Consider the following 20,766-nt stretch of genomic DNA (forward strand, 5'->3'; position numbering starts at 1 on the left):
GATCGAGAGCGGCCGAGATGGTTCATCAGGGGCATTCATTGACGGGTGGTGACAGTGCCCGTTTCGCATTGGGCACACGCTTGCGGTCTTCCGACGCCGCCAAAGTCTTGGCATGGATGGGGAGGCCGCTTTCCGGCGCAACCAGATCCAGTGCAATCGCTGCCGGTTCCCGGACAGGCGGTCGCACCGCAGGCGGGGCAGGCTGCCAGAGGCAAGCCCCCACGGCTCCTGCACCGAGCGTGGCGCAGAACAGGAGAACAGGCTCCAAATCCATCGTTCCCCTCGCCCCTGTACCCGGCGCTGGGCTGTACATCAGTCATAATAAGGAAAGAGCCGCACCGTAGTCGATGTCCAAGAGAACGAAACGAACCGAGGCAGATCAATCCATGTGTTGCTCGACGGATAGCGAGTTCGCCATCAGTGCTCCGGATCGAGCTGTACGTGGCGCTGAGCATGCGCCTGCTCGCCACCCGGTGCGCGCATCAGGGCCGCCAGCACGTCGTTCGTCGTACGGCTGTTCGCGAGGGCGATGGCATCAATCGCCTGGCTGTCGGACGTGACCTGGAGGTTCTGCGCATGGAGGCGACGCAGCGCTTCGTCCGCATCGATGCCAAACAGGGGCGCGATCTGGCCGAGCGGGGCGCTGGTCACCAGGCTGACCACACGGAAGGCGAGCTGCCTGTTGCCCCCCTTGCCACCCGTTGAGGGGGCGAGGAAGAAATAGGCGCTGGCCAGCAACGCGATCAGCAGCGGCACATACAGCCAGCCGCGACGGGCGTAATTCAGCAGGGAATTCCAGTTCTTCACCATGTGCAGGACGAACGGCACCAGCAGCACCATGCTGAGCCATTCATGCATCGGGTGAAACGCCCCCGGCCCCCAGTGAAAGAACAAAGCTACGCCCGTCACCGTGGAGACGAGAAAGAACCCGGTGGTCAGGGGCGTGCCGTAGCGGTTCATGAAAACCGTGAAGGGCCGGCGCGGCCGGACGGACACGGCCGGACCGGACGGGGCAGACGAATCGGCTGACATCGGAGAGGTGTCTTTCATGATGAAGCTGGAATGTTATCGATACAGATCCGGCGACGGCGGGCCTCGGCCCGGATCGGCCGGAAGTCCTCGCCTTCGACATCCGCCAGCACCGTTTCCAGCGCCTGCCAGTATTGCGGAAAGCCCAGCGGCAGGGAGCGTTCGAACCACCGCGCCGCGTCCTGGGGCGCGTCCCGCTCCAGGCACAGACGCCCCATATTGAGGCAGGCCCAGCAATCGCCGGCCTCCGCCGCTGCCTGGAAAAACTGGCGCGCGCCATCGGGGTCCGGCCCGTGGGGGGTGCCCTGCTCGTGCAGCAGGCCCAGCATGTTCAGGGCCTTGGCGACGCCGTGGCGGGAGGCGCGCAGATAATGGCCATAGGCGCGACCGGCATCGCGTGGCACGCCGTCGCCGGCAAGATAGAGATCGCCCAGATTGAAATCGGCCCAGCCATCGCCGCCCTGTGACGCGGCGGTGAAATAATCGAGGGCGCGCGGGATGTTACGCACGACACCCCAGCCGCGCTCGTAAGCGCGGCCGAGCATGTTGAGGGCACGTGGCCGGCCGCTGCGCGCGGCGATGGCGAACATCTGGAACGCACGGGGGAAATCCCCCTGGTCCAGATGGACCTGGCCCAGCAGCAACTGGACCTCCACCATATCCGGGCGCTTGCCGGGGAGGGAGGATTCCCTCCCCAACAGATCGGCTTTCATCAGAAGGTCAGGCCGATATTGCCGATGAAGGACCGGCCGGGGCCCGGAACGGCACGGCTGGAACTGAACGAGGACGCGTAGTTCAGGTGATCGGTGAGGTTGTTGGCGTTGAACGACACGCGGTAGTGCTTCATTTCCCACGACAGCATGCCGTTGAGGGAAAACTGGTAGGGAATGCGTGCCGTATTGGCGAAATCGCCATTGGCCCAGTAGCCGGACGCATATTGCGCGCCGCCCGCGACCTTGAGATGCCCCCAGCCCTGGCCGAGCAGGTGATCGGAGAGATCATAGGAGGTCCAGAGCGAGAAATTATTGTGCGAGACACCCGGCGCCTGGTTGCCGTCATAGCTCGCGCTATGGGTGATGCGGCCGTCCATATAGGAATAGGAGCCGTAGATATCCCAGTTTTTCGTGATCTTTCCGGTCAGGCCCAGCTCGACGCCCCGGGTGCGCAGGCCGACGCCGGAGTCGCTGAAGCCCGTGACGACATCGCCGCTTTCATCGTAATAGTACGAATTGTTCTGGCTGATCTGGAAGAACGCGATGGTCATGCCCAGGCGCTTGTTGAAGAAATCGGTCTTGTTGCCGAATTCGAACAGGTCGCTGCGCTGCGGCTTGAAGTCGGCGCCGTTCTGCGGCGTGTCGCTGGCGAGGATCGTCACCTGCGACGAGACGTCGGTGCCGATCGGCTTGTAGGACCGCGAGAAGGTGAAATAGAAGGACGAGGTTTCGAAAGGCGAATAGACGATGCTAGCCGACGGGCTCCAGCGGTCGGCATTCTGCTTCTGCCGCGACAGGGGGGTTGCCGCCAATTGATAGCCGGCGAAGGTGGACTGGAACGCATCCCACCGCACCGAGCCGAACAGGGCGAGCTGTTTCGTCAGCTGGATATGATCCGACATGAACAGGCCGACATCACGCTCGTCGGAATTCGCCATCTGGGAATTCGGGAACAGGATATAGGCGCCATTCGACGAATGGGCGGTATTGCGGATGGTCTGGGTATTGGTACGGCCGTACCAGGTCCCGACATAGCGGTTTTCATCCTGGTAATTGACGTCCACGCCGAATTTGAGGTCGTGCTTGACGAAGCCGGTGTGAAAGCGGGCATTGCCCATCAGCACGTTTTCCGCACCCCAGCCCTTCGACAGATAGGCGGCGCCGCCGCCCGCGCCATAGGTCAGGGCCGGATTACCGCCGGCGAGGAACTGGCTGACGCAGGCGGCGGTACTGCATGCGGAGGGCGTGGTCGAGGCGTAATTGCGCTCGTATTTGGTCAGGCGCGTATTGTTGGTCAGGGTGAACCAGGACGCGATTTCCGACTTTACCGAGGAGGTCACGCTGTGGATATCGGAATTGTCGCGGTCGGCGCTGCGCGCGTAGGTAGTGTCGCGATTCAGGCCCTCGCTGGTGATCGGGCGGTAGATACCGTTGGGCATCAGGATCATCGGCACGCCGTAATCGGGGATGCTGTCGGTATGCAGCCAGCGCCAGTTCAGGTGCCAGGAGGTCTTGCTGTGCAGGCCGACGCCGAGATCGACCGCCGCCCCGTAGCGGTTGGAGAAGACGTAATCCCGGTCCTGCACGCCGCTCTGATTATACATGCCGTTGACGCGCAGGGCGACATTGTCGTTGATCTGGTAATTGACGTCGGCCTGCCCGCGATACAGCGAGGCGCTGCCGAAGGCCTGGTCGTAATTATATGAATTTCCCGCATGGGCCTTTTTCAGCGATTCATTGATCAGGCCGCCGAGATTGGCGGCGCCGAAATATTCGCCGGCCGGGCCCTTGATGACCTCGACATTCTCGATATCGAAAATATCCCGCGTGTAGGTGCCGAAATCCTTCAGTCCGTCGGTATAGATATCGCCGCGTGCCTGCTGGCCGCGAATGCGGAACTGGTCGCCGTTCAGGCCGCCGCGCCCCTCGCCGGTCGACAGCGTGATCCCCGGCACGTTCGACAGCGCCTGGTCCAGCGTATAGAGCCGCTGTTCCTTGATGATCTCCTGCGGGACGACATTGATTACCTGCGGCGTCTCGCGCACCGATGTCGGCATGCGGCTGACATCGAGCGTCAGTTCGTTCGTGTTGGGAATGTCGTGCGCGGTGTCCTCGCCCCGGACACGGACGGCGGGAAGCTTGATGGCGGTGTCCGTCGCTTCCGGTTCCGTCTTCAGCTCCTGGGCATCGGCCTCGCCGTCCATCAGCCCGATGCCAGCTGTCACACCCACCATAATCGCCATCCCGAAATGCTTTACCGGGAAACTGGCGCGATCAGACCGATCCATTGTCACCTCACTCGGCGGGACGGAATACCCGCATTCATTAACGAGACTCTGTTTTTCCAGACAGGGTGCCTTATATGCAAATGATATCCATTCTCAATTACAAAATATGTCGAAACTGCCGTCTGCACGATTTACGGTCATGGATGTTGCGGATTCATCACAGTTCGGACCATCTACGGACGAGATTGTGATATGTGGCGGTCAGGCCCAGAATGGCCGGATTGCCATCGCCCAAGGCCTGCCGGGCAGTGATGATCGACCGATCGAATTCGTGGAGAATCGCACGGCAGCCATCATCTTTTACCATCGATTGCGTCCAGAAGAACGATGCCCAGCGGCTACCGCGGGTAATGCGCCGCACGCTGTGCAGGCTGGTCGCGGGATAGAGGACAAGATCGCCCGCCGGCAGCTTGACCTCGTGCGTGCCATATGTGTCCGCTATGACCAGTTCCCCACCGTCATACTCGTCCGGGTCGGTCAGGAACAGCGTGGAGGAAACGTCGGTACGGATACGAAAACCGCTTTCAGGATCAGGACGAATCGCATTGTCGACATGAGCATCGAAATACATCCCGGTATCGTAGCGATTGAACAGGGGCGGAAAGACGCGCAGCGGCAATGCCGCGCTGGTGAAGAGGTCGTTTCGGGCCAGGGCCCGCAGCACCAGCGTTCCCAATTCCCTGCCGGTATCGGATGTCTGCGGCACCTGGAGATTAACCTTGGCCTTGGCGGACTGATCGCCGGCCGTCACCTTGCCGTCGATCCAATCGGCCGCGTCCAGTACCCGACGGCAATGCGTCAGTTCGTCTTGTGTCAGGATCCGCGGGATATGTAACAACATTTATCTTTCCTGCAATAATTGATACAAAACGACATCGTGTTGTCCTGTAATGCGATCGACTCTTAGTTGCATATTCCGTGCGGATAAGCCATATCGTTGGTCAGATTCGTGTCGGACCGTGTGTGCTGCCTGGCCTGCGCGTCACGACCCGCCCTACCCGAAGGTCATTCGCCACCATGTCCCCATTGCCCGCCGCGATGTCTTTTTCTCCCTGGGAGATGTTTCTCAATGCCGGCCCGGTTGTCCGTATGGTCATGTCGCTTCTGGCCTTGGCGTCCGTGGTGAGCTGGACGGTGTTTCTTGCGAAATCCATCGAGTTCTTCCGCCTGAAGCGGCGCCTCGATCGCGATGAACACGACCTGGCCGAAGCGGGATCGCTGCTGCTTGCCGAAGAGCGGAGCCGGGCCACGCATGGCATCGCGCATATCTTTGTCGCGGCGGCCGAGGAAGAACGCTCCCGGTCGCATGACATTCCCGACGACCATGAGGGCCTGAAGGAGCGTATCGTCCTGCATCTGGAGCGGTTGGAGGCCGCCGAGGGCCGCCGCCTGATGCGCGGCACCGGCCTGCTGGCCACCATCGGCGCTACCTCGCCCTTCATCGGCCTGTTCGGCACCGTCTGGGGCATCATGACCTCCTTCACCGGCATCGCGGCGAGCAAGGCCACCAGCCTCGCCGTCGTCGCCCCCGGCATCGCCGAGGCCCTGCTGGCCACCGCGCTGGGTCTGGTCGCTGCCATCCCGGCGGTGGTGATTTACAACCATCTTGCGCGCCAGACGGCATCCTGCCGCGCGCAGGTGGCCGACCTCACCGCGCTGGTGATGCGTCTTGTCTCGCGTGATCTCGGTCGTATGCGGGTGCTGACCAATAGCGGACAGGTCGTGCATCTGGGTAAATCGCGTGATGCTCGCGCGGTGGCCGGGGAATAGGCGGCATGATCCGCATCCGCCACACCGATGAAAACCCGCATGAGGCCAGCGAGATCAATGTCACACCGTTCATCGACGTGATGCTGGTTCTGCTGGTGATCTTCATGGTGACCGCTCCGCTGACCACTGTGAACGTGCCGGTGGACCTGCCGTCCTCCACCGAAAAGCCGGCACCGCGCCCAGACGATCCGGTGTTCCTGACCGTCAAGGCCGATCACGGTCTGGCGCTGGGGGAAGACGACATCACGATGGATGGTCTGGCGGGCGCGCTGGAAACCGCGACCAAGGGCAACAAGGACGCACGCATCTTCCTGCGAGCTGACAAAACAGTCGATTACGGCACACTGATGGGCGTGATGGATAAGATGCGCTCCGCTGGCTACCTCAAGGTCGCACTCGTGAATCTTCAGGGACAGGAAGAAGGCAGCGAAGCCGGGACGACGCCAGTACCAACAGGCGGCGGCGCGCCCTCTGCGACACCAGCTGCCACTGCGCCCACACCCGAAGGCACGCCGTGAGCGCCACGGCTGACACCGGATCGGTGGTGACGGAAGGGGCAGGAAGGCTGCCTCTTTCCTTCGCTGACTGGCAGCGCGGACAGTTGCGGCTGGCCCGACGGGACGACGCCATTCGCTGGGGCCTGTCTTTTCTCGCCGTTCTGGCGGTCAGTGGCAGTGCTGTGTGGTGGATCATGCGTTTGCCGCCGGCAGTGATGGCCGTGCCGGAACCGCCTCCTGCGGCGATTGCGATCGACATGGCCCCTGAACCGGTCTCGACAGCTATCCCGCCGGCGGATGCGCCCATTGGTCCCCAACAGACGCAGTCCATTCCCGATCCGGCACCGGTCGAGCCGCCCAAGATCACGGCCCCGCCATCGCCTGCGCCCAATCCGCCGGTCCCGGTTCCCAAACCGGAAAAGCCGCGCAAGGTGGTCAAAAAGAGCAAGCCGGTCCCGCAGTTGAAAAAGCCGATCCCGGACAAGACGCCACCGGCTGAGGCCACGACCGCGCCGCCGTCATCAGAAGCACCACCCGCACCCACACAGGCAGCCCCTGCACCCGGTTCGTCATCGGCCCATGCGTCGCACGACCCGGTGACCTGGCAGGGCGCGCTGCTGGCTCAACTGGAAAAATTCAAGCGCTACCCATCCGACGCCATGGCCGACCGTCAGGAAGGCGTGCCCACCGTCACCTTCTCCATGGACCGCAAGGGTCATGTGCTTTCAGTGACGCTGGCGAGCAGTTCCGGCCACGCGCTGCTGGACCAGGAAGCGATTGCGCTGCCCAAACGCGCCCAGCCGCTGCCCGTCCCGCCGGACAGTGTTCAGGGCGATCCCATTACGCTGACCGTCCCCGTCGAGTTCTACATCCATGCCGACAGGAACTGAGGTTTCTGGGCATTCCTTTTCTCCGATCGTGACAGGATCATCGCCACGCTTGCTTTCCCCGAACATCGCCGCTCTTCCCCTGACGTACATCAGATCCGCCCCGGCATGGGCGCCAGCCGCAGGCAGGTCCGCCAACTGGAAGAGCGCTGCCGGGACACCGGACTGAAGATGACCGGACCTGCGTCGGGTGCTGCTGCATGGCATTCTGGAAGCCGGAAATGGGGCGACGGCCGTCGAAATCTGGAAAGCGCTTGCGGCGATGGTGGATGGGCATGCGCCTAGCCAGGGATCCCTCCAGCGCAACCTCAACCTGCTGGTTGAACACAACGTGTTGCGGTGCGATGTCGGGGTGGACCGGGTCTGGCGCTACCGTATCGCCTCCACGCGCCGGGAAACGTCCCCGGCCATTACGTTCGTCAATGCCGAGACAGGCCGGCATATTCCCGTCCGCTCGCCCGAAATCGCCGCGCTGCTGCATGCCGCCGCAGCCGAATATGGCCTGGCCCTTAAAAGTGCGGCCATTACGGTGGCGCCCGCCGGCGACGAGCGGAGCATATAAAAACAGCTCGTTCGCACCCTTTTCGTCGTGTTGGCGCTGAAAAAACGCGGCACTCGATCGTCTTACTAGAGTGAACTCTCCCGCAGGGACGGGACATCTTCCTTGAAATTCATCGCCTGGTTTGTCCTTCGCCCGGTGGCGACCCTCCTGCTGCTGCTCTCCGGCGTGCTGTCGGGCCTGATGACGCTGCCCCATCTGCCGGTCTCAGACCTGCCCGATGTCAGCCTGCCGGTGATTTCGGTTTCGGCCGAACAGGCCGGCGGCACGCCCGAAATCATGGCACGCACGGTCGCGACACCGCTGGAGCGCCGCCTCGGCACCATCGCCGGGGTGACGCAGATGGAATCGACCTCCACGCGCGGCGAAACGGAAATCTCGCTGGGTTTCGAGGTCGGCCGCGATCTCAATGGCGCAGCCCGCGATGTCGAGGCCGCCATCCGGGCGGCACGGGCCGATCTGCCGAAAACACCGGGTTCGGACCCCAGCTATCATCGGGCCAACCCGAATGCGACGCCGGTGCTGATCCTCGCCGTCACGCCGGGCATGCAGCCCCTATCGCGCCTGTATGATGTGGTGAACGTCACCCTGCGCCCCATGCTGCTCCAGGTGCCCGGCGTGGGCGACGTGAAGCTGCTGGGCAGCTCGGCACCCGCGGTGCGGGTGGCGATGAATCCGCTGGCCTTCTTCAAATACGGGCTCGGCTTCGAGGATCTGCGCGCTGCCCTGGCTTCGGCCAATGCCCATACCCCCAAAGGCGTGATCGATGCGAGTGGACAGCGCTACCAACTTGCCGTCAATGATCAGGCCGAACGCGCGGCAGAATATCAGGATCTGGTCATTGCCTACAGGAGCGGGCGACCGGTTCGGCTCAGAGATGTGGCCACCGTCACCGACAGCATGCAGGACGTGAACGCGGCCGCCTTCTTCGACGGCAAACCGGCGCTCACACTGATGGTCCGTGCCCAGCCCGGCGCCAATCTGGTCGGGATTGTCGATGCGGTGAAGGCGCGGCTGCCGGCCCTGCGCGCGGCCATGCCGCTGGGGGCCGAGATTGCCGTCGCCCGCGACGGTTCGGTGGTGATCCGCTCCTCGCTGCACCACACGCTGGTCACGCTGCTGCTGTCCTGTGTGCTGGCGCTCGGCGTGGTGTGGGTGTTCCTGCGTTCCGTCACGGCGTCACTCGCGGCGGTCATCATCGTACCATGCTGCCTGATCGCCAGCCTCGGGCCGATGCATCTGGCGGGCTTCGGGCTCGACAATCTCTCCCTCATGGCCCTGACGGTGGTGACCGGGCTGGTGGCGGACGACGCCATCGTGGTGATCGAGAACATCATCCGCCATCGCGATCTCGGCAAGTCCATTGAGGACGCAGCGATTACGGGAGCCAGCGAGGTGGTGTTCACCCTGCTGTCGATCACGATCTCGGTTCTGGCCGTCTTCGCGCCCATCGGCCTGGCACCGGGGCCGACGGGACGACTGTTCGGGGAGTTCGCCGGCACGGTCGGCATCGCGGTAACGGTGTCGCTGGTGCTGTCCTGCATCGTCACCCCGTGCCTGACAGCCCTGTGTCTGCGCCTTGTCGAACAGCGCGGGAAGGAAGGGCCAGGGCGGGCATCATCACCGAAAGGGATGCCAGGCGGCGGTCGGTCCTATGCGCGTATCCTCGATGTCTGTCTTGCCCGTCCCGGCTGGACAGCGTCGCTGCTGCCCCTGACGCTGATTGTCGGCGTGGTGCTGTTTGTGCGCATGCCCAAGATCGTGTTCCCGAAGCAGGATATCGGCATCGTCTCGGGCGGCTCGCGGGCAGAGGCCAGCACGCTGGAGGACACCAAGGGCCGTATCACGCGCTTCAGCCAGGTTCTGCTGTCCGATCCGGGCGTGACCCATGTCATTGCCTATCTCGATACCTCGGAGGGATCGAGCCACGGCATGGTGTTCGCAACACTCGCCGACATGGCGGCGCGACGGGAGAGCGCCACCACCATTGCCCTGCATGCGGCGGCAAGAATGCGGCATGAACGCCATGGCGAATACCATGCTCAGACGCCGGGCAATCTGATGATGCGGGTTGGTGCGAGCAGTTCCAGTGTCAGCTACATCCTGCGCAGCGACGATGACCATCTGCCCGGACCGGCGGCGAAGCGCCTGGCGCGTGCCCTGCGGGAGCATGCGGAATTTGCCGAGGTCGACGAGGACGGCGATCCTCCCGGCGAGAGCCTGTCGATGACGATCAATCGCGATGTCGCGGCCCGTGTCGGCGTCACACCGCAGGTGATCGGCTCGACGATCTCGGATGCGTTCGGACAGATTTCGGCCTCGGTCGTCTACACCTGGCGCGGCCAGTATGACGTGGTCATGACCCTGCAGGACCGGTTCCTGCACGATCCCGACATGCTGCGCCAGTTCTGGGTCAGCCCCTCGGGCGGTTCGGCATCAGGCAGCGCCGCATCCAATACGATCCGGGTCGTCACCTCGTCGACGGGCAGCGCGTCTTCCTCCGCCTCGGCGACGGCGTTCCGCAACCAGGTTGCCAACTCCCTTGCGGGCGGTGTCACGGCTTCGACCGGCTCGGCGGTGGCCACGGGAGCAGAGACGCTGGTACCGCTCTCCGTGGTGGCGACGCTGACGCCGACGCGTGATCCGGCCAGCATCACCCATCTCGGTTATGCCAGTTCGGCACCCATTGCGCTGACGCTCGCCCCTGGCGTGACGCTGGAACAGGCGCAGGCGGTCATCGACCAGGAGAGTCTGCGGCTGCATCTGCCGGCGCAAGTCAGCGGTGTGCTGCAAGGGGATGAGGGCGACGCGGGCAGGAGCACGCGCGACAGCGAGATGCTGATCATCGGCGCCGTGATTGCGGTCTATCTCACGCTGGGCATTCTTTATGAGAGCCCATTCCATCCGCTGACCATTCTCTCGACCGTTCCGTCGGCCGGGATTGGTGCGGTGATGGCGCTGGATCTATTCGGGTTGCCGTTCTCGGGCATGGCGACGGTCGCCATGCTGCTGCTGACCGGTATCTCGCTGAAGAATGCCATCCTGCTGGTAGATTTCGCGGTGCTGGCTGAGCGGGAACGCGGCATGACGCCACGAGCCGCAATCCGTGACGCCTGTATGCTGCGGTTGCGGCCGATCGTAATGACGACCTGTGCTGCGGCGCTGGGCGCCCTGCCCTTGGTGCTGACGGACGGCTACGGGATGGAACTGCGCCGGCCGCTGGGGATCGCGCTGATCGGGGGGCTGATTGTCAGCCAGGTCCAGACCATGCTCACCACGCCGGCACTTTATCTGTTGGTAGCAAAAATCGCGGCGCTCGCTCGGCCTTCCCAGAGAAGACGTTCAGAGTTGCCATATCCGTAGCCTTATGGAGCACGCACGGTGCTGCCTGGCGCGTGGCGTATCTGATGCCTCTCTAAAGGGGGGAAGCATTGTCGCTTTCACGGATATAGCAAACGGATTCGCTCACTCGCTCGCTACGCCGAAGCCGCACCCGACTTGCGTCAGGCTGCTTACAAAATGCTTACATTCCTGCGTCGCGACACGCTGCAAACAAAAAACGGCCCCGAAGGACCGTCTTTAACCGACTGATTTTCCTAGGAAAATCTGGAGCGGGCGATGGGATTCGAACCCACGACCCCAACCTTGGCAAGGTTGTGCTCTACCCCTGAGCTACGCCCGCTCACCGCGTCGGTGAACGGGGGTTTAAGGGAAAGCCGATCGGCTGACAAGGGGGGAAAATCATCTTCCGTGTTTTTTATGTCCGGGGTGCATTGCCGCTTGTGGGACAGGTCGACGATGACAATGTTAGGCTCAGCACGAGGCCGGGCCGTACCCGGCGGTAGAGCATGATAAAAACAGGCAGGATCGGTTTTCATGGAGTACATCATCGGTCAGTCCCGCGCAGCCCAGCGCCCGGCAGGCGGCCTGGTTGACGAAGCAGGGGCCCCGGCAATGGGAACCGCAGCCGCAGGCAACGACGCCGGGATGATCGTCGATGGCAACCAGGACACGTTCATGCAGGACGTGCTGGAAGCCAGCCGCACCATGCCGGTCCTCGTCGATTTCTGGGCCACCTGGTGCGGGCCGTGCAAGCAGCTGACGCCGGTTCTGGAAAAAATCGTCCGTTCGGCCGGCGGCCGGGTCAAGCTGGTCAAGATCGATATCGACGCCAACCGTGCCCTGGCCCAGCAGCTGACGCAGGTCGGGCTGCCGCTGCAATCGATTCCGCTGGTCGCGGCCTTCTGGCAGGGCCAGATTCTCGACCTGTTCCAGGGCGCGCAGCCCGAAAGCGAGATCAAGCGTTTCGTCGAGGGCCTGCTGCAGGCCGCCGGGGGCGGCACCATGCCAGCCGCCGACCTGCTCGCCGCCGCCCGCGCGGCGCTGGACGCCGGCAGCGCGGAGGAAGCAGCCGGTCTCTATTCCCAGACCATCGAGATCGAGCCCGAGAACCCGGCCGCCTGGGGCGGCCTGACCCGCGCCCTGATCGCGATGGGCGATGAGGAAGCCGCCGAAGCCGCCCTGGCCGACGTCCCGCCCAAGATCGCCGATCACGCCGAAATCACCGGCGCCCGCGCCGCCCTGGACCTGAAGCGCGAGGGCCGCAAGGCCGCCGAAGCCGCCGAGGATCTTCGCCGGCGCCTGGCCGCCAATCCGGCCGACCACGCCGCCCGCTACGAACTGGCGGCGGCGCTGAACGCGGCAGGCCTGCGGCAGGAAGCCGCCGATGAATTGCTGACCATCATGCGGCAGGATCGTGGCTGGAATGACGACGCCGCACGGCTGCAACTGATCCGGCTGTTCGAAGCCTGGGGCCACGACGATCCGGCGACCCTGCAGGCACGGCGCCGCATGTCCTCGCTCCTGTTTTCATGACGTGCGCCCCCAAGGCCTGCCCGCATTGATCGACGACGACATTCCGCGTGCCGTCCCGCGCCTGCGGGACATGACACTGGCGGACATGCCAGCCGAACTGGGATTGTTCCCGTTGCGCGAGGTCCTGCTGCTGCCCCGGGGCAAACTGCCGCTGAATGTCTTCGAGCCACGCTACATCGCGCTGCTCGAGGACGCCCTGGCCGGAACCCGCTTGATCGGCATGATCCAACCGCGCGACGACACGATGGAAGACGAGGACGGCGAGGATCAGTTTCCGCCGCTCTACGATATCGGCGCCGTCGGCCGCATCACCTCGCTGACCGAACGCGCCGACGGCACCTATGCCGTCACCCTGACCGGCCTGGCCCGGTTCCGGCTGCTGCGCGAAACCGGCCTGCATCGCGGCTACCGCCGGGCCCGAATCGACGCCTCGTCCTTCGCCAGCGACCTGACCGACAGCGCCGACCTCTATTTCGATCGCAGCCGCATGCTCACGGCGCTGCGGCGCTATTGCAGCATGCGGGGATTCGGCACGCGCTGGAACGTGATCGACCAGATGGACGACGAGACGCTTCTGATCACCCTGCCGATGATCTGCCCCTTCCCCGCCGCCGAAAAGCAGGCCCTGCTCGAATCCGCCTCGCTGAACGACCGGGCGCGGACATTGCAGACGCTGCTGGAACTGGCTGGACACGAACCCGACGACGATGCATCTCACCCACCGGTATGAAGCATCCCAGCAACCAGCCATGCCTACAGGAGACCAGCCGATGACCGAAACCGCCCAGCCCCCTCTGGACCCGCGCCTGCTGTCGATCCTGGTCTGCCCCGTCACCAAGGGCCCGCTGATCTATGATCGCGAAGCCGGCGAACTGATCAGCCGCCAGGCCGGCCTGGCCTTCCCGATCCGCGACGGCATCCCCATCATGCTGCCCGACGAAGCCCGCGCAATCGACGCCTGAATCCCCGCGTTCCGTCGGCCGGAACGGCCGATGGAATGCCAACGGAGGGGACTGCCCTTTGGCGGGTTTCAGGGCAGCGCCCTGACCTTGAACGGCCGCGCCTAAACCCCGGCGACCGAAACCGGCACATTGTCGATCAGCCGGACCCCAGCCAGCCAGGCGGCCACCAGCAACCGCGCCCGCTGGCCGTCGAGGCGCGCCAACGGCGCCAGATCCGCTTCGCGCCGCAATTCCAGATACTCGACATTGCTGAACCCGCCGGCCAGCAGGCGTTCGCGCGTCGCGGCCAGAACCGTGCCCACAGGCTGGCCGCCGGCGATGGCCCGCGCCGCATCGCCCAGCGCCAGTGGCAGCACCCGCGCGCGATCCCGGTCGCCGGGCACCACCAGTCGCCGGTTGCGCGACGACATCGCCAACCCGTCGGCCTCGCGCCGGGTCGGACAGGCTTCCACCCGGATCGGAATGTCCAGGTCGGCGGCCATCCGGCGGACGACATGCACCTGCTGGAAATCCTTCTCGCCGAAGAAGGCCGCATCGGCCTGGCTCTGCAGGAACAGCTTGCACACCACGGTCGCGACCCCGTCGAAATGGCCGGGGCGATGGGCCCCGCACAGGCCTTCCGACACACCGCGCACCGATATGGTGGTCGCGAAGCCGAGCGGATACATCTCCGCCACCGTCGGCGCGTACAGCACGTGCGCACCCGCTTCCGCCAGCAGGCGCGCATCCGCCTCCATGACGCGCGGATAGGTTTCGAGGTCCTCCGGATTATCGAACTGGGTCGGATTGACGAAGATCGAGACGATCACCCGGTCGGTCCCGCGCAGGGCCGCGCGCACAAGGCTCAAATGCCCGTCATGCAGCGCGCCCATGGTGGGCACCAGCCCAACCGTCAGCCCGGCCCGCTTCCAGCCGCGCACCGCATGCCGCAGATCGGTGACGGCATGCACCGTCCGCATGTCCATGGTCAGAGTTTCCAGCATGCTGTCCTGCCGCCCGTTTCGTGACGTGAATCGTTCCGACCGGTTATATCGGCCCGTTTCCCCGACAAGGAAAGCCCGGCGCCATCTCTTCCGCGTGAGCGGGAATTTCTGCTATGAACGCGCCCGGTCCGGTGTCCTTCGGACGAAATTCGTGCATGAATTTCGCAGGCCGGCAGGCGACCAGGATATTCTTTTTATCCAGTCTCCGCTGAGCGGATACTAGGCAGGAGGCCCCCTTTGCTCCAGACGATGCGCTTTATTGGCCTGGCGGCCCTCGTTCTCTCGGTCGCGGCCTGTGGCGGGGGCAAGCACAAGCACCCTCCGAAGACCCAGAAGGAAGTCTGGCAGAGCCAGGGCTTCGAAGCCGGGCTGAAGACCTCCGCCACCCACTGACCCAGAATCAGGGCGTGTCGTCGATCGGCTCGGACGGCACGTCTTCCCACTCGTCGGCAGGCACCAGGTCCACGCCCACCTTCAGCTTGTCGTTGCCGCCCCCCAAGATCAGCCCATGCACCGGGCTGATGTCAGCATAATCGCGCCCCCAGCCCAGCACGACATGCTCGTCGCGCATCACGATGCCATTGGTGGGGTCCAGCCCGATCCAGCCATGAGCCGGCCCCAGCCATGCCCCGACCCAGGCGTGGGACTGGTCGGAGCCCAGCCGTCGCGCCTGCCCCGGCGGGGGGCGGGTGCGGATATAGCCGGACATGTAGCGCGCCGGCACGCCGATCCAGCGCAGCGCGCTGATCATCAGATGCGTGAAATCCTGGCACACACCCTCGCGCCGGGCCAGGACCTGCTCGACCGGGGTCGACAGCGTCGTCACCCCGGCACGAAAGCGGAAATCGGTGTAGATCCGCGCATTCAAGTCCAGCAGCGCGGCCAGGACCGACCGGCCGGGGGTGAACGACAAGGCCGCATAATCGCCCGCCGCCGCATTGGCCGCGCACATCGGGCTGTCGAACAGAAACTCCGCCACCTGCCATGCCGACGCGCCCCCCGCGCGCGCAAGGGCGGCCAGATCCTCCCATGACAGGGTGGCATCCTCGGGCGGCGGCGGAGCAAACGCCACCTCCACCTCCGATTCGGCCAGCACATCGAAGCTGCTGTGCGGGGCCTCGTGATACAGCCAGGCGATCAGGTTGCCGAAATAATCGACGCCATCCACCCGCCGCACCGGCGGCGGCGTCACCTCCAGCCGGGTCCAGCGCACGCTCTGCCCCGGCAGGTCGCGCGGCGTCACATGCACGATATGGGCAGCCAGGTCGACCGGACTGCCATAGGCGTACCGGGTCAGGTGGCGAACGCGATAGATCATGATTCGTCCGGTGCCTCGCCACGATCGACGCCCCGCAAGCCCCCAACCGCGCGCGGCGAAGTCAGGACGACGAAATACCGCCGTGCGATCTGCTGGCCCAGGTCGCGCAGCCCGGCATGGATATCCAGCAGCCGCTCCGGCAGCGCCGCCGCCGCGGCATCCTGCTGCGGCGCCGACAGGACATCGTCCACCACCCCGTGCAAACGCTCCATGACCATGCCTGCAGCACCGGCCAGGCCCGTTCCGTCGCTGGGGTCCAGATCGGCCAGCGCCTCGGCCACCATCGCCATCTGGCTGGCCACCCCGCGCGGATTGCCGCCGTCCAGCAGCAGCAGGTCCAGCACCGGAGCCGGCTGGAAAACCGCGAAATAGCGCGACCGATAGGTAATGGCGCAATCGCTGAGTTCCAGCATCAGCCGCAACGCCCCCTCCATCCGGCCGCGCTGCGAGACATCCTTCTGGCGCAGGATCAGCGCCATCGATGCCAGGATCGCGCCGGCCCGCTCGATCCGGCGGCCCAGTTCCAGGAATTGCCGGCCACCGCTGCGCACCATGTTTTCCGCCGTCAGGCCGGAAATCGTCGCGCCATAGCGCAGCAGGCTGTCGGTCACGCGCCCCACGCGCTCCAGCGTGCGCCCGGCATCACCCGTCACCCGCGCATCGCGCAACTGGCTGCGCAGCGCATCGGTGCCCTGGACGATGGTCTCGAAGGTCTCGACCGTCATCCGGTCCCGCAATCCCGCCGACACCCGGGCGATTTCGGACAGAAGCCGCTGGGGCATGCCGGCATCGAGCGTGACGGCGGCCAGCGCCCGCACCTGGGTCGCAAAACCCGCGCCGGCCATGCTTTCGTCCTGCAACAGGCCGATCTGGACCGCCAGGCGCAGCACGGTTTCCAGCTCCGCCCGCTCGCGCGGCGACCCGTCGATCCGGCCGACCCGGCGCGTCAGCACGCGCAGGACGCGCCCGGCATCCTCCAGTTGTTCAAGATAGCGGCCAAGCCAGTAGAAATCGTCGGCCGCCCGGCTGGGCAGATCTCCCTGCCCCCGCCGAATAGTCAGGACCGGCATGGGCGGGGCGGCGATACCGACCAGGTTCCGGCTGTCCTCGACCGTCACCCACACATCCTTGGTGATGCTGTGGCCACCGCGCGCGCGATCCATGGGGCCGCCGGGCGGCAGGTCGGAATCGGGCAGCAGGCGCGCCATGCCGCCCGGCATGACCTGCCAGCCGCCGCCGTCGAACAATGCGAACAGGCGCAGCACGATCGCCCCGGGCTCGATCCCGGCCGGCCGGATCGCCGGCATCACCGACGGCGCCAGCGCCTCGACAGCCACAAACCGGTCCGGGGTGCGCCGCAGGGCGGCCAGCACGCTGTCCTTCGCACGGTCCAGGCGGCAGGACGCCCCCCGGGTACAGGCGCTGTCCCGCAGCCACCAGCGGCTCCGGTCCCCCGCCAGCAGGGCGTCGACCCCATGGTGCGCCGGCCAGAGCGCCGGCACGTCGGGCAGTTTCAGCTCTTCGCCGATCAGGCGTCGGGCCAGGGCCGGCATGAACGCGGCCAGGCCCGGGGCTTCGACCAAGCCCGATGCCGGATGGTTCACCAGATGGACCGCGCCGCCGCGCGCCGCATCCAGCAGTCCGGCAATGCCGGGCGTGCTGCCACCCTCCAGTTCCAGGGGGTCGACCGTCCACCCGTCCTGGCGCAACAGCAGCACGTCCACCCGCCGCAGGCCGCGCACCGTCTTCAGCCACAGCATGCCGTCGCGCACCGCCAGGTCGCCGGCCTCGGCCAGCACGCAGCCCAGCTCCCGTGCCAGGATCACATGCTCCGCCCACAACGTGCCGCGCGGCCCCGGCGTCAGCAGCGCCAGGCCGGGATTGCGGTCCGGCAGCCCGGCCAGCCGATGCAGGCTGTCCTGCCAGGCATCGAAGAAAGGCGACAAAGGCTGGACCTCGCGCCCCGCGAACAGTTCCGGCAGCGTCCGGGTCATCTGCCGCCGGTTTTCCAGCGCCTGGCCGATGCCGTTGGCACGCGCCACCCGGTCGGCCGCCACATGCCACGCGCCATCCGGGCCGCGAATCAGGTCCACCGCATAGAAATTCAGGAACGCGCCCGAAACCGGCCCTCCCATGCGCAGAAAGCCCGGCGCCGGATAGACCAGGGCCGGCGGCAGCATCCCATCCGCCAGCAGGGCGCGCGGCCCGTACAGATCACGCAGCGTCGCCTCCAGCACGCGGGCACGCTGCACCACCCCTTCCGAAAGGCGGGCAAATTCCTGCGCGGTCAGCAGCAGCGGAACCGGGTCGCATCCGGCGGCGGCACCTTCGATGGGGCCGGTCTGGTCGTGCAGGGCACGCGCCATCTGCCTGCCGCGTTCCAGCAGTTCACGATGGCCGAGATCGCTGATCGCGCCAAGCAGGCGACGCCAATGAGGCCGGACGCCGCCATGACCGTCAACCATCTCGTCAACAGGGATGGGCGCCATGTTCATGATGCATGGTTGTATGGGCGAAGCCGCGCCAACAGTAAACGGTCTTGCGCGCGGTCCCGCCCGGACGGCGCACTCAGTCGGGCGCGGCGCCGTGGATCAGATCATGGATGTAGCCCAGTTTTTCCAGCACCGGCGGCGCCAGGACAAACGGGTAGAAATCCATCTGGCCCATCGAGCGGTTCAGGCTGTTGATCGCATAGGTCAGCGGCAGCCACGCCTCGGCGATGCGCGCGAACGGCCCGGCGGCATAGGGATTGAACGCGACCTCGGCCTGCAGGGACGGATCGTCGGACACATGGATATCGATCGACAGGCCATAGGCCCGGGCGGTTTCCAGGGTGGAGACGATATGCAGGTAATGCGCCCAGGTCTCGGCAAAATCCTCCCACGGATGGGTGGTGGCATAGTCGCTGACATAATGGTCCTGCCAGTTGGGGGGCGCCCCCACCTGATAATGATGCTGCAACGCCGCCTGATAATCGGCCCGCTCGTCCCCGAACAGGGCGCGGAAATCGTCCAGATGCTCCCCGTCGCGCACCAGGACGTTCCAGTAATAATGGCCGATCTCATGCCGGAAATGGCCCAGCAGGGTACGATAATGCTCCCCCATCTCCACCCGCATCGCCTCGCGCTGGGCATCGTCGGCCTCGCGCAGCGCAATGGTGATCAAGCCGTCCTGATGACCGGTCAGCACCTTGCCGCCATCGGGCGGATCCCCCAGGAAATCGAAGACCAACCCGCCGTCAGGGTCCTCCTGCCGGGTCACGATCGGCAAGTTCAGGCGCAGCAGGGTATAGACCAGCCGGTGCTTCGCCGTTTCCAGCTTGCGCCACTGGTCCAGATGCCCCTCTCCCGACAGATCCGGGATTGTCCGGTTCAGCCGGCAGGCCAGGCAATAGGCATCCCCCCCGGCCGGCACCAGCCAGTTGCACGCCCCCCGGTCGGCATTGGTGCAGAAGCGATAGGCCGACCCCGCCGCCACTTTCGACAAGGGCCGCCAGGTACCCTCCTCGCCCGCCACCGGCTCCAGCGCACTGAGGTCGTTTTCCTCGGGCAGGTAACCCAAGGTATGACCGCATCGCTCGCAGGCCGTGTTCTCGAAGAACAGGACCTGATTGCAGGCCTGGCAGGCAAACAGCTTCATGATGGGGGCTCCGGGAGTATTTCTCTTGCCCGTACAACGCTGTAACCGGCTGGGCGTTCCGTTCGTCGGGCAGCGGGTTCGGGACAGGCAGAGGCTTACTGTGCCGATTGCAATCGCGCCTGACCCGACATCACATCAGAACGATGCCCCGAATCTCGCCAGCCCATGCGCGATCAAACGGTCGATAATCTCCGCATAACCGACGCCACTGGCCGCCATGACCTTGGAATACATGCTGATATCCGTGAAACCGGGAATGGTGTTGAGTTCGTTGATCAGGATTCCCCAATCGGGCGTCACGAAGAAATCGGCACGCGCCATGCCGTCACAACCCAGCGCCCGGAATGCCCGCGATGCGAGAGACCGGATTTCATCCTCGATTCCGGCAGGCAATTCCGCCGGCACATGCAGCCCGGCACCATCCTTGTCGATATATTTGGCATCATAGGTATAGAACCCATGGCGATCCGCCGGAACGATTTCACCGGTCCGCGAGACGAACAGCGTGCCGTCCGTGCCTTCCAGGACCGCACATTCGATCTCGCGCCCCCGGATGAATTGTTCGGCCAGCAGCTTCGTGTCGTGGCGAAACCCTTCGGATAATGCGCTGTCATACTCCGCCGCGGTCGAAACCCTGCTGACCCCGACCGACGAACCCTGCCGCGCGGGCTTGATAAAGACGGGCAGGCCCAGCGCCCGTTCCAGCTCCTCAAAACCCGGCACGGCACCGGGATGAATCGTGACCGACCGGGCCGCGGGAATTCCGGCCTCGTTGAAGAGTCTCTTGGCGATGTCCTTGTCCAGGGCATTCGCCGATCCGGGAATGCCACAGCCGGCCAGCGGCACGCGCGCCACTTCCGCCACCCCCTGCACCGCGCCATCTTCACCATGCAGACCATGCAGGACGGGAAAGAGGATATCGATCCCAGGCAATTCACAGGGAATGCCCTCCACGGGAAGGGCAATGACGCGGCCACACCCGCCCGGCACGAAACAGAGTTCCGTCCCATGGGCAGGCTGCGCAAGGGCACCATCCGCAAAATCGCTCAACACCCACCTCCCGTCACGGGTGACGAAAATCGGCACTGGGTCGTATTTTTCGGAAGAAAGCGCCTTCATGACATTGGTCGCGGAAAGCACCGAGACATCATGCTCTTCCGACCGCCCGCCAAACAGGATGCCAACGCGCACCCTGTCCGCCTTGCCGCCCGTTCTCATCCGTCATGCCTCGCCACGGTCAACCCCA

Annotated in this window: 18 protein-coding genes and 1 tRNA gene; 9 read left to right on the plus strand and 10 right to left on the minus strand. The window is 65.0% G+C overall.

Annotation, left to right across the window (positions count from 1 at the left end; translation table 11 throughout):
* Positions 1-417: 417 nt before the first annotated feature.
* From HLH27_RS12570 to HLH27_RS12585, 4 genes are all read right to left on the minus strand, one after another.
* On the minus strand, positions 418-1,032 hold the full coding sequence (locus tag HLH27_RS12570) for a DUF4405 domain-containing protein (RefSeq protein ID WP_220790403.1): 615 nt from the start codon (positions 1,030-1,032) through the stop codon (positions 418-420).
* Between the two features lie 14 nt (positions 1,033-1,046).
* On the minus strand, positions 1,047-1,742 hold the full coding sequence (locus tag HLH27_RS12575) for a tetratricopeptide repeat protein (protein WP_182950379.1): 696 nt from the start codon (positions 1,740-1,742) through the stop codon (positions 1,047-1,049).
* Positions 1,742-4,030: a TonB-dependent receptor gene (locus HLH27_RS12580; RefSeq protein ID WP_182950380.1), complete on the minus strand. Its 2,289-nt coding sequence runs from the start codon at positions 4,028-4,030 to the stop codon at positions 1,742-1,744. The genes HLH27_RS12575 and HLH27_RS12580 overlap by 1 nt, the downstream gene beginning before the upstream one ends.
* A gap of 157 nt (positions 4,031-4,187) precedes the next feature.
* The gene (locus tag HLH27_RS12585; RefSeq protein ID WP_182950381.1) at positions 4,188-4,871 is read right to left on the minus strand and encodes a Fe2+-dependent dioxygenase; all 684 of its coding nucleotides are present in this window, start codon (positions 4,869-4,871) and stop codon (positions 4,188-4,190) included.
* 176 nt (positions 4,872-5,047) lie between these two features.
* Here HLH27_RS12585 and exbB point away from each other — a divergent pair, with 176 nt between their 5' ends.
* The 5 genes from exbB (at position 5,048) to HLH27_RS12610 (ending at position 11,106) form a co-directional block, all read left to right on the plus strand.
* Entirely contained in the window at positions 5,048-5,800 is a 753-nt protein-coding gene (gene exbB / locus HLH27_RS12590; RefSeq protein ID WP_182950382.1) for a tonB-system energizer ExbB, read from the plus strand.
* A 5-nt stretch (positions 5,801-5,805) separates the two neighbouring features.
* Positions 5,806-6,318 carry a TonB system transport protein ExbD gene (exbD, locus tag HLH27_RS12595; RefSeq protein ID WP_182950383.1) on the plus strand — a complete coding sequence of 171 codons (513 nt, stop codon included), beginning with the start codon at positions 5,806-5,808 and terminating at the stop codon, positions 6,316-6,318.
* Entirely contained in the window at positions 6,315-7,187 is an 873-nt protein-coding gene (locus tag HLH27_RS12600) for an energy transducer TonB family protein (protein WP_338029900.1), read from the plus strand. The genes exbD and HLH27_RS12600 overlap by 4 nt, the downstream gene beginning before the upstream one ends.
* 187 nt (positions 7,188-7,374) lie before the next feature.
* Positions 7,375-7,746: a hypothetical protein gene (locus HLH27_RS12605; protein WP_246375853.1), complete on the plus strand. Its 372-nt coding sequence runs from the start codon at positions 7,375-7,377 to the stop codon at positions 7,744-7,746.
* A 102-nt stretch (positions 7,747-7,848) separates the two neighbouring features.
* Entirely contained in the window at positions 7,849-11,106 is a 3,258-nt protein-coding gene (locus HLH27_RS12610; protein ID WP_182950384.1) for an efflux RND transporter permease subunit, read from the plus strand.
* A 244-nt stretch (positions 11,107-11,350) separates the two neighbouring features.
* Here HLH27_RS12610 and HLH27_RS12615 read toward each other — a convergent pair.
* Positions 11,351-11,425: transfer RNA gene (locus HLH27_RS12615), tRNA-Gly, on the minus strand.
* 194 nt (positions 11,426-11,619) lie between these two features.
* Between HLH27_RS12615 and HLH27_RS12620 the strand changes: the two genes are divergently transcribed.
* The 3 genes from HLH27_RS12620 (at position 11,620) to HLH27_RS12630 (ending at position 13,580) form a co-directional block, all read left to right on the plus strand.
* Positions 11,620-12,618, plus strand: coding sequence for a tetratricopeptide repeat protein (locus HLH27_RS12620; protein WP_182950385.1), 999 nt, complete (start codon positions 11,620-11,622; stop codon positions 12,616-12,618).
* A gap of 70 nt (positions 12,619-12,688) precedes the next feature.
* Positions 12,689-13,348, plus strand: a complete 660-nt coding sequence (locus tag HLH27_RS12625; RefSeq protein WP_182950421.1) for an LON peptidase substrate-binding domain-containing protein — start codon at positions 12,689-12,691, stop codon at positions 13,346-13,348.
* 40 nt (positions 13,349-13,388) lie between these two features.
* Entirely contained in the window at positions 13,389-13,580 is a 192-nt protein-coding gene (locus tag HLH27_RS12630; RefSeq protein WP_182950386.1) for a Trm112 family protein, read from the plus strand.
* 101 nt (positions 13,581-13,681) lie between these two features.
* Here HLH27_RS12630 and panC read toward each other — a convergent pair whose 3' ends face one another.
* Complete coding sequence (gene panC / locus HLH27_RS12635; RefSeq protein WP_246375855.1) at positions 13,682-14,563, minus strand: pantoate--beta-alanine ligase; 882 nt, start codon at positions 14,561-14,563, stop codon at positions 13,682-13,684.
* 237 nt (positions 14,564-14,800) lie between these two features.
* On the opposite strand from panC, the gene HLH27_RS12640 reads away from it, so the two are divergent.
* Positions 14,801-14,956 carry a hypothetical protein gene (locus HLH27_RS12640; RefSeq protein ID WP_220790404.1) on the plus strand — a complete coding sequence of 52 codons (156 nt, stop codon included), beginning with the start codon at positions 14,801-14,803 and terminating at the stop codon, positions 14,954-14,956.
* A 7-nt stretch (positions 14,957-14,963) separates the two neighbouring features.
* On the opposite strand, the gene HLH27_RS12645 is transcribed toward HLH27_RS12640, so the two are convergent.
* The 4 genes from HLH27_RS12645 to HLH27_RS12660 all read right to left on the minus strand — a co-directional run bounded on the left by HLH27_RS12645 (position 14,964) and on the right by HLH27_RS12660 (position 20,738).
* Positions 14,964-15,881: a transglutaminase family protein gene (locus tag HLH27_RS12645; RefSeq protein ID WP_182950387.1), complete on the minus strand. Its 918-nt coding sequence runs from the start codon at positions 15,879-15,881 to the stop codon at positions 14,964-14,966.
* Positions 15,878-18,370: a circularly permuted type 2 ATP-grasp protein gene (locus HLH27_RS12650; protein ID WP_246375856.1), complete on the minus strand. Its 2,493-nt coding sequence runs from the start codon at positions 18,368-18,370 to the stop codon at positions 15,878-15,880. The genes HLH27_RS12645 and HLH27_RS12650 overlap by 4 nt, the downstream gene beginning before the upstream one ends.
* Before the next feature lie 79 nt (positions 18,371-18,449).
* Positions 18,450-19,520, minus strand: coding sequence for a zinc-binding metallopeptidase family protein (locus HLH27_RS12655; RefSeq protein WP_182950389.1), 1,071 nt, complete (start codon positions 19,518-19,520; stop codon positions 18,450-18,452).
* Between the two features lie 135 nt (positions 19,521-19,655).
* Entirely contained in the window at positions 19,656-20,738 is a 1,083-nt protein-coding gene (locus HLH27_RS12660) for a D-alanine--D-alanine ligase family protein (RefSeq protein ID WP_182950390.1), read from the minus strand.
* Positions 20,739-20,766 lie beyond the last annotated feature (28 nt).

Source organism: Gluconacetobacter takamatsuzukensis, from assembly GCF_014174275.1.
Lineage (GTDB): Bacteria > Pseudomonadota > Alphaproteobacteria > Acetobacterales > Acetobacteraceae > Gluconacetobacter > Gluconacetobacter takamatsuzukensis.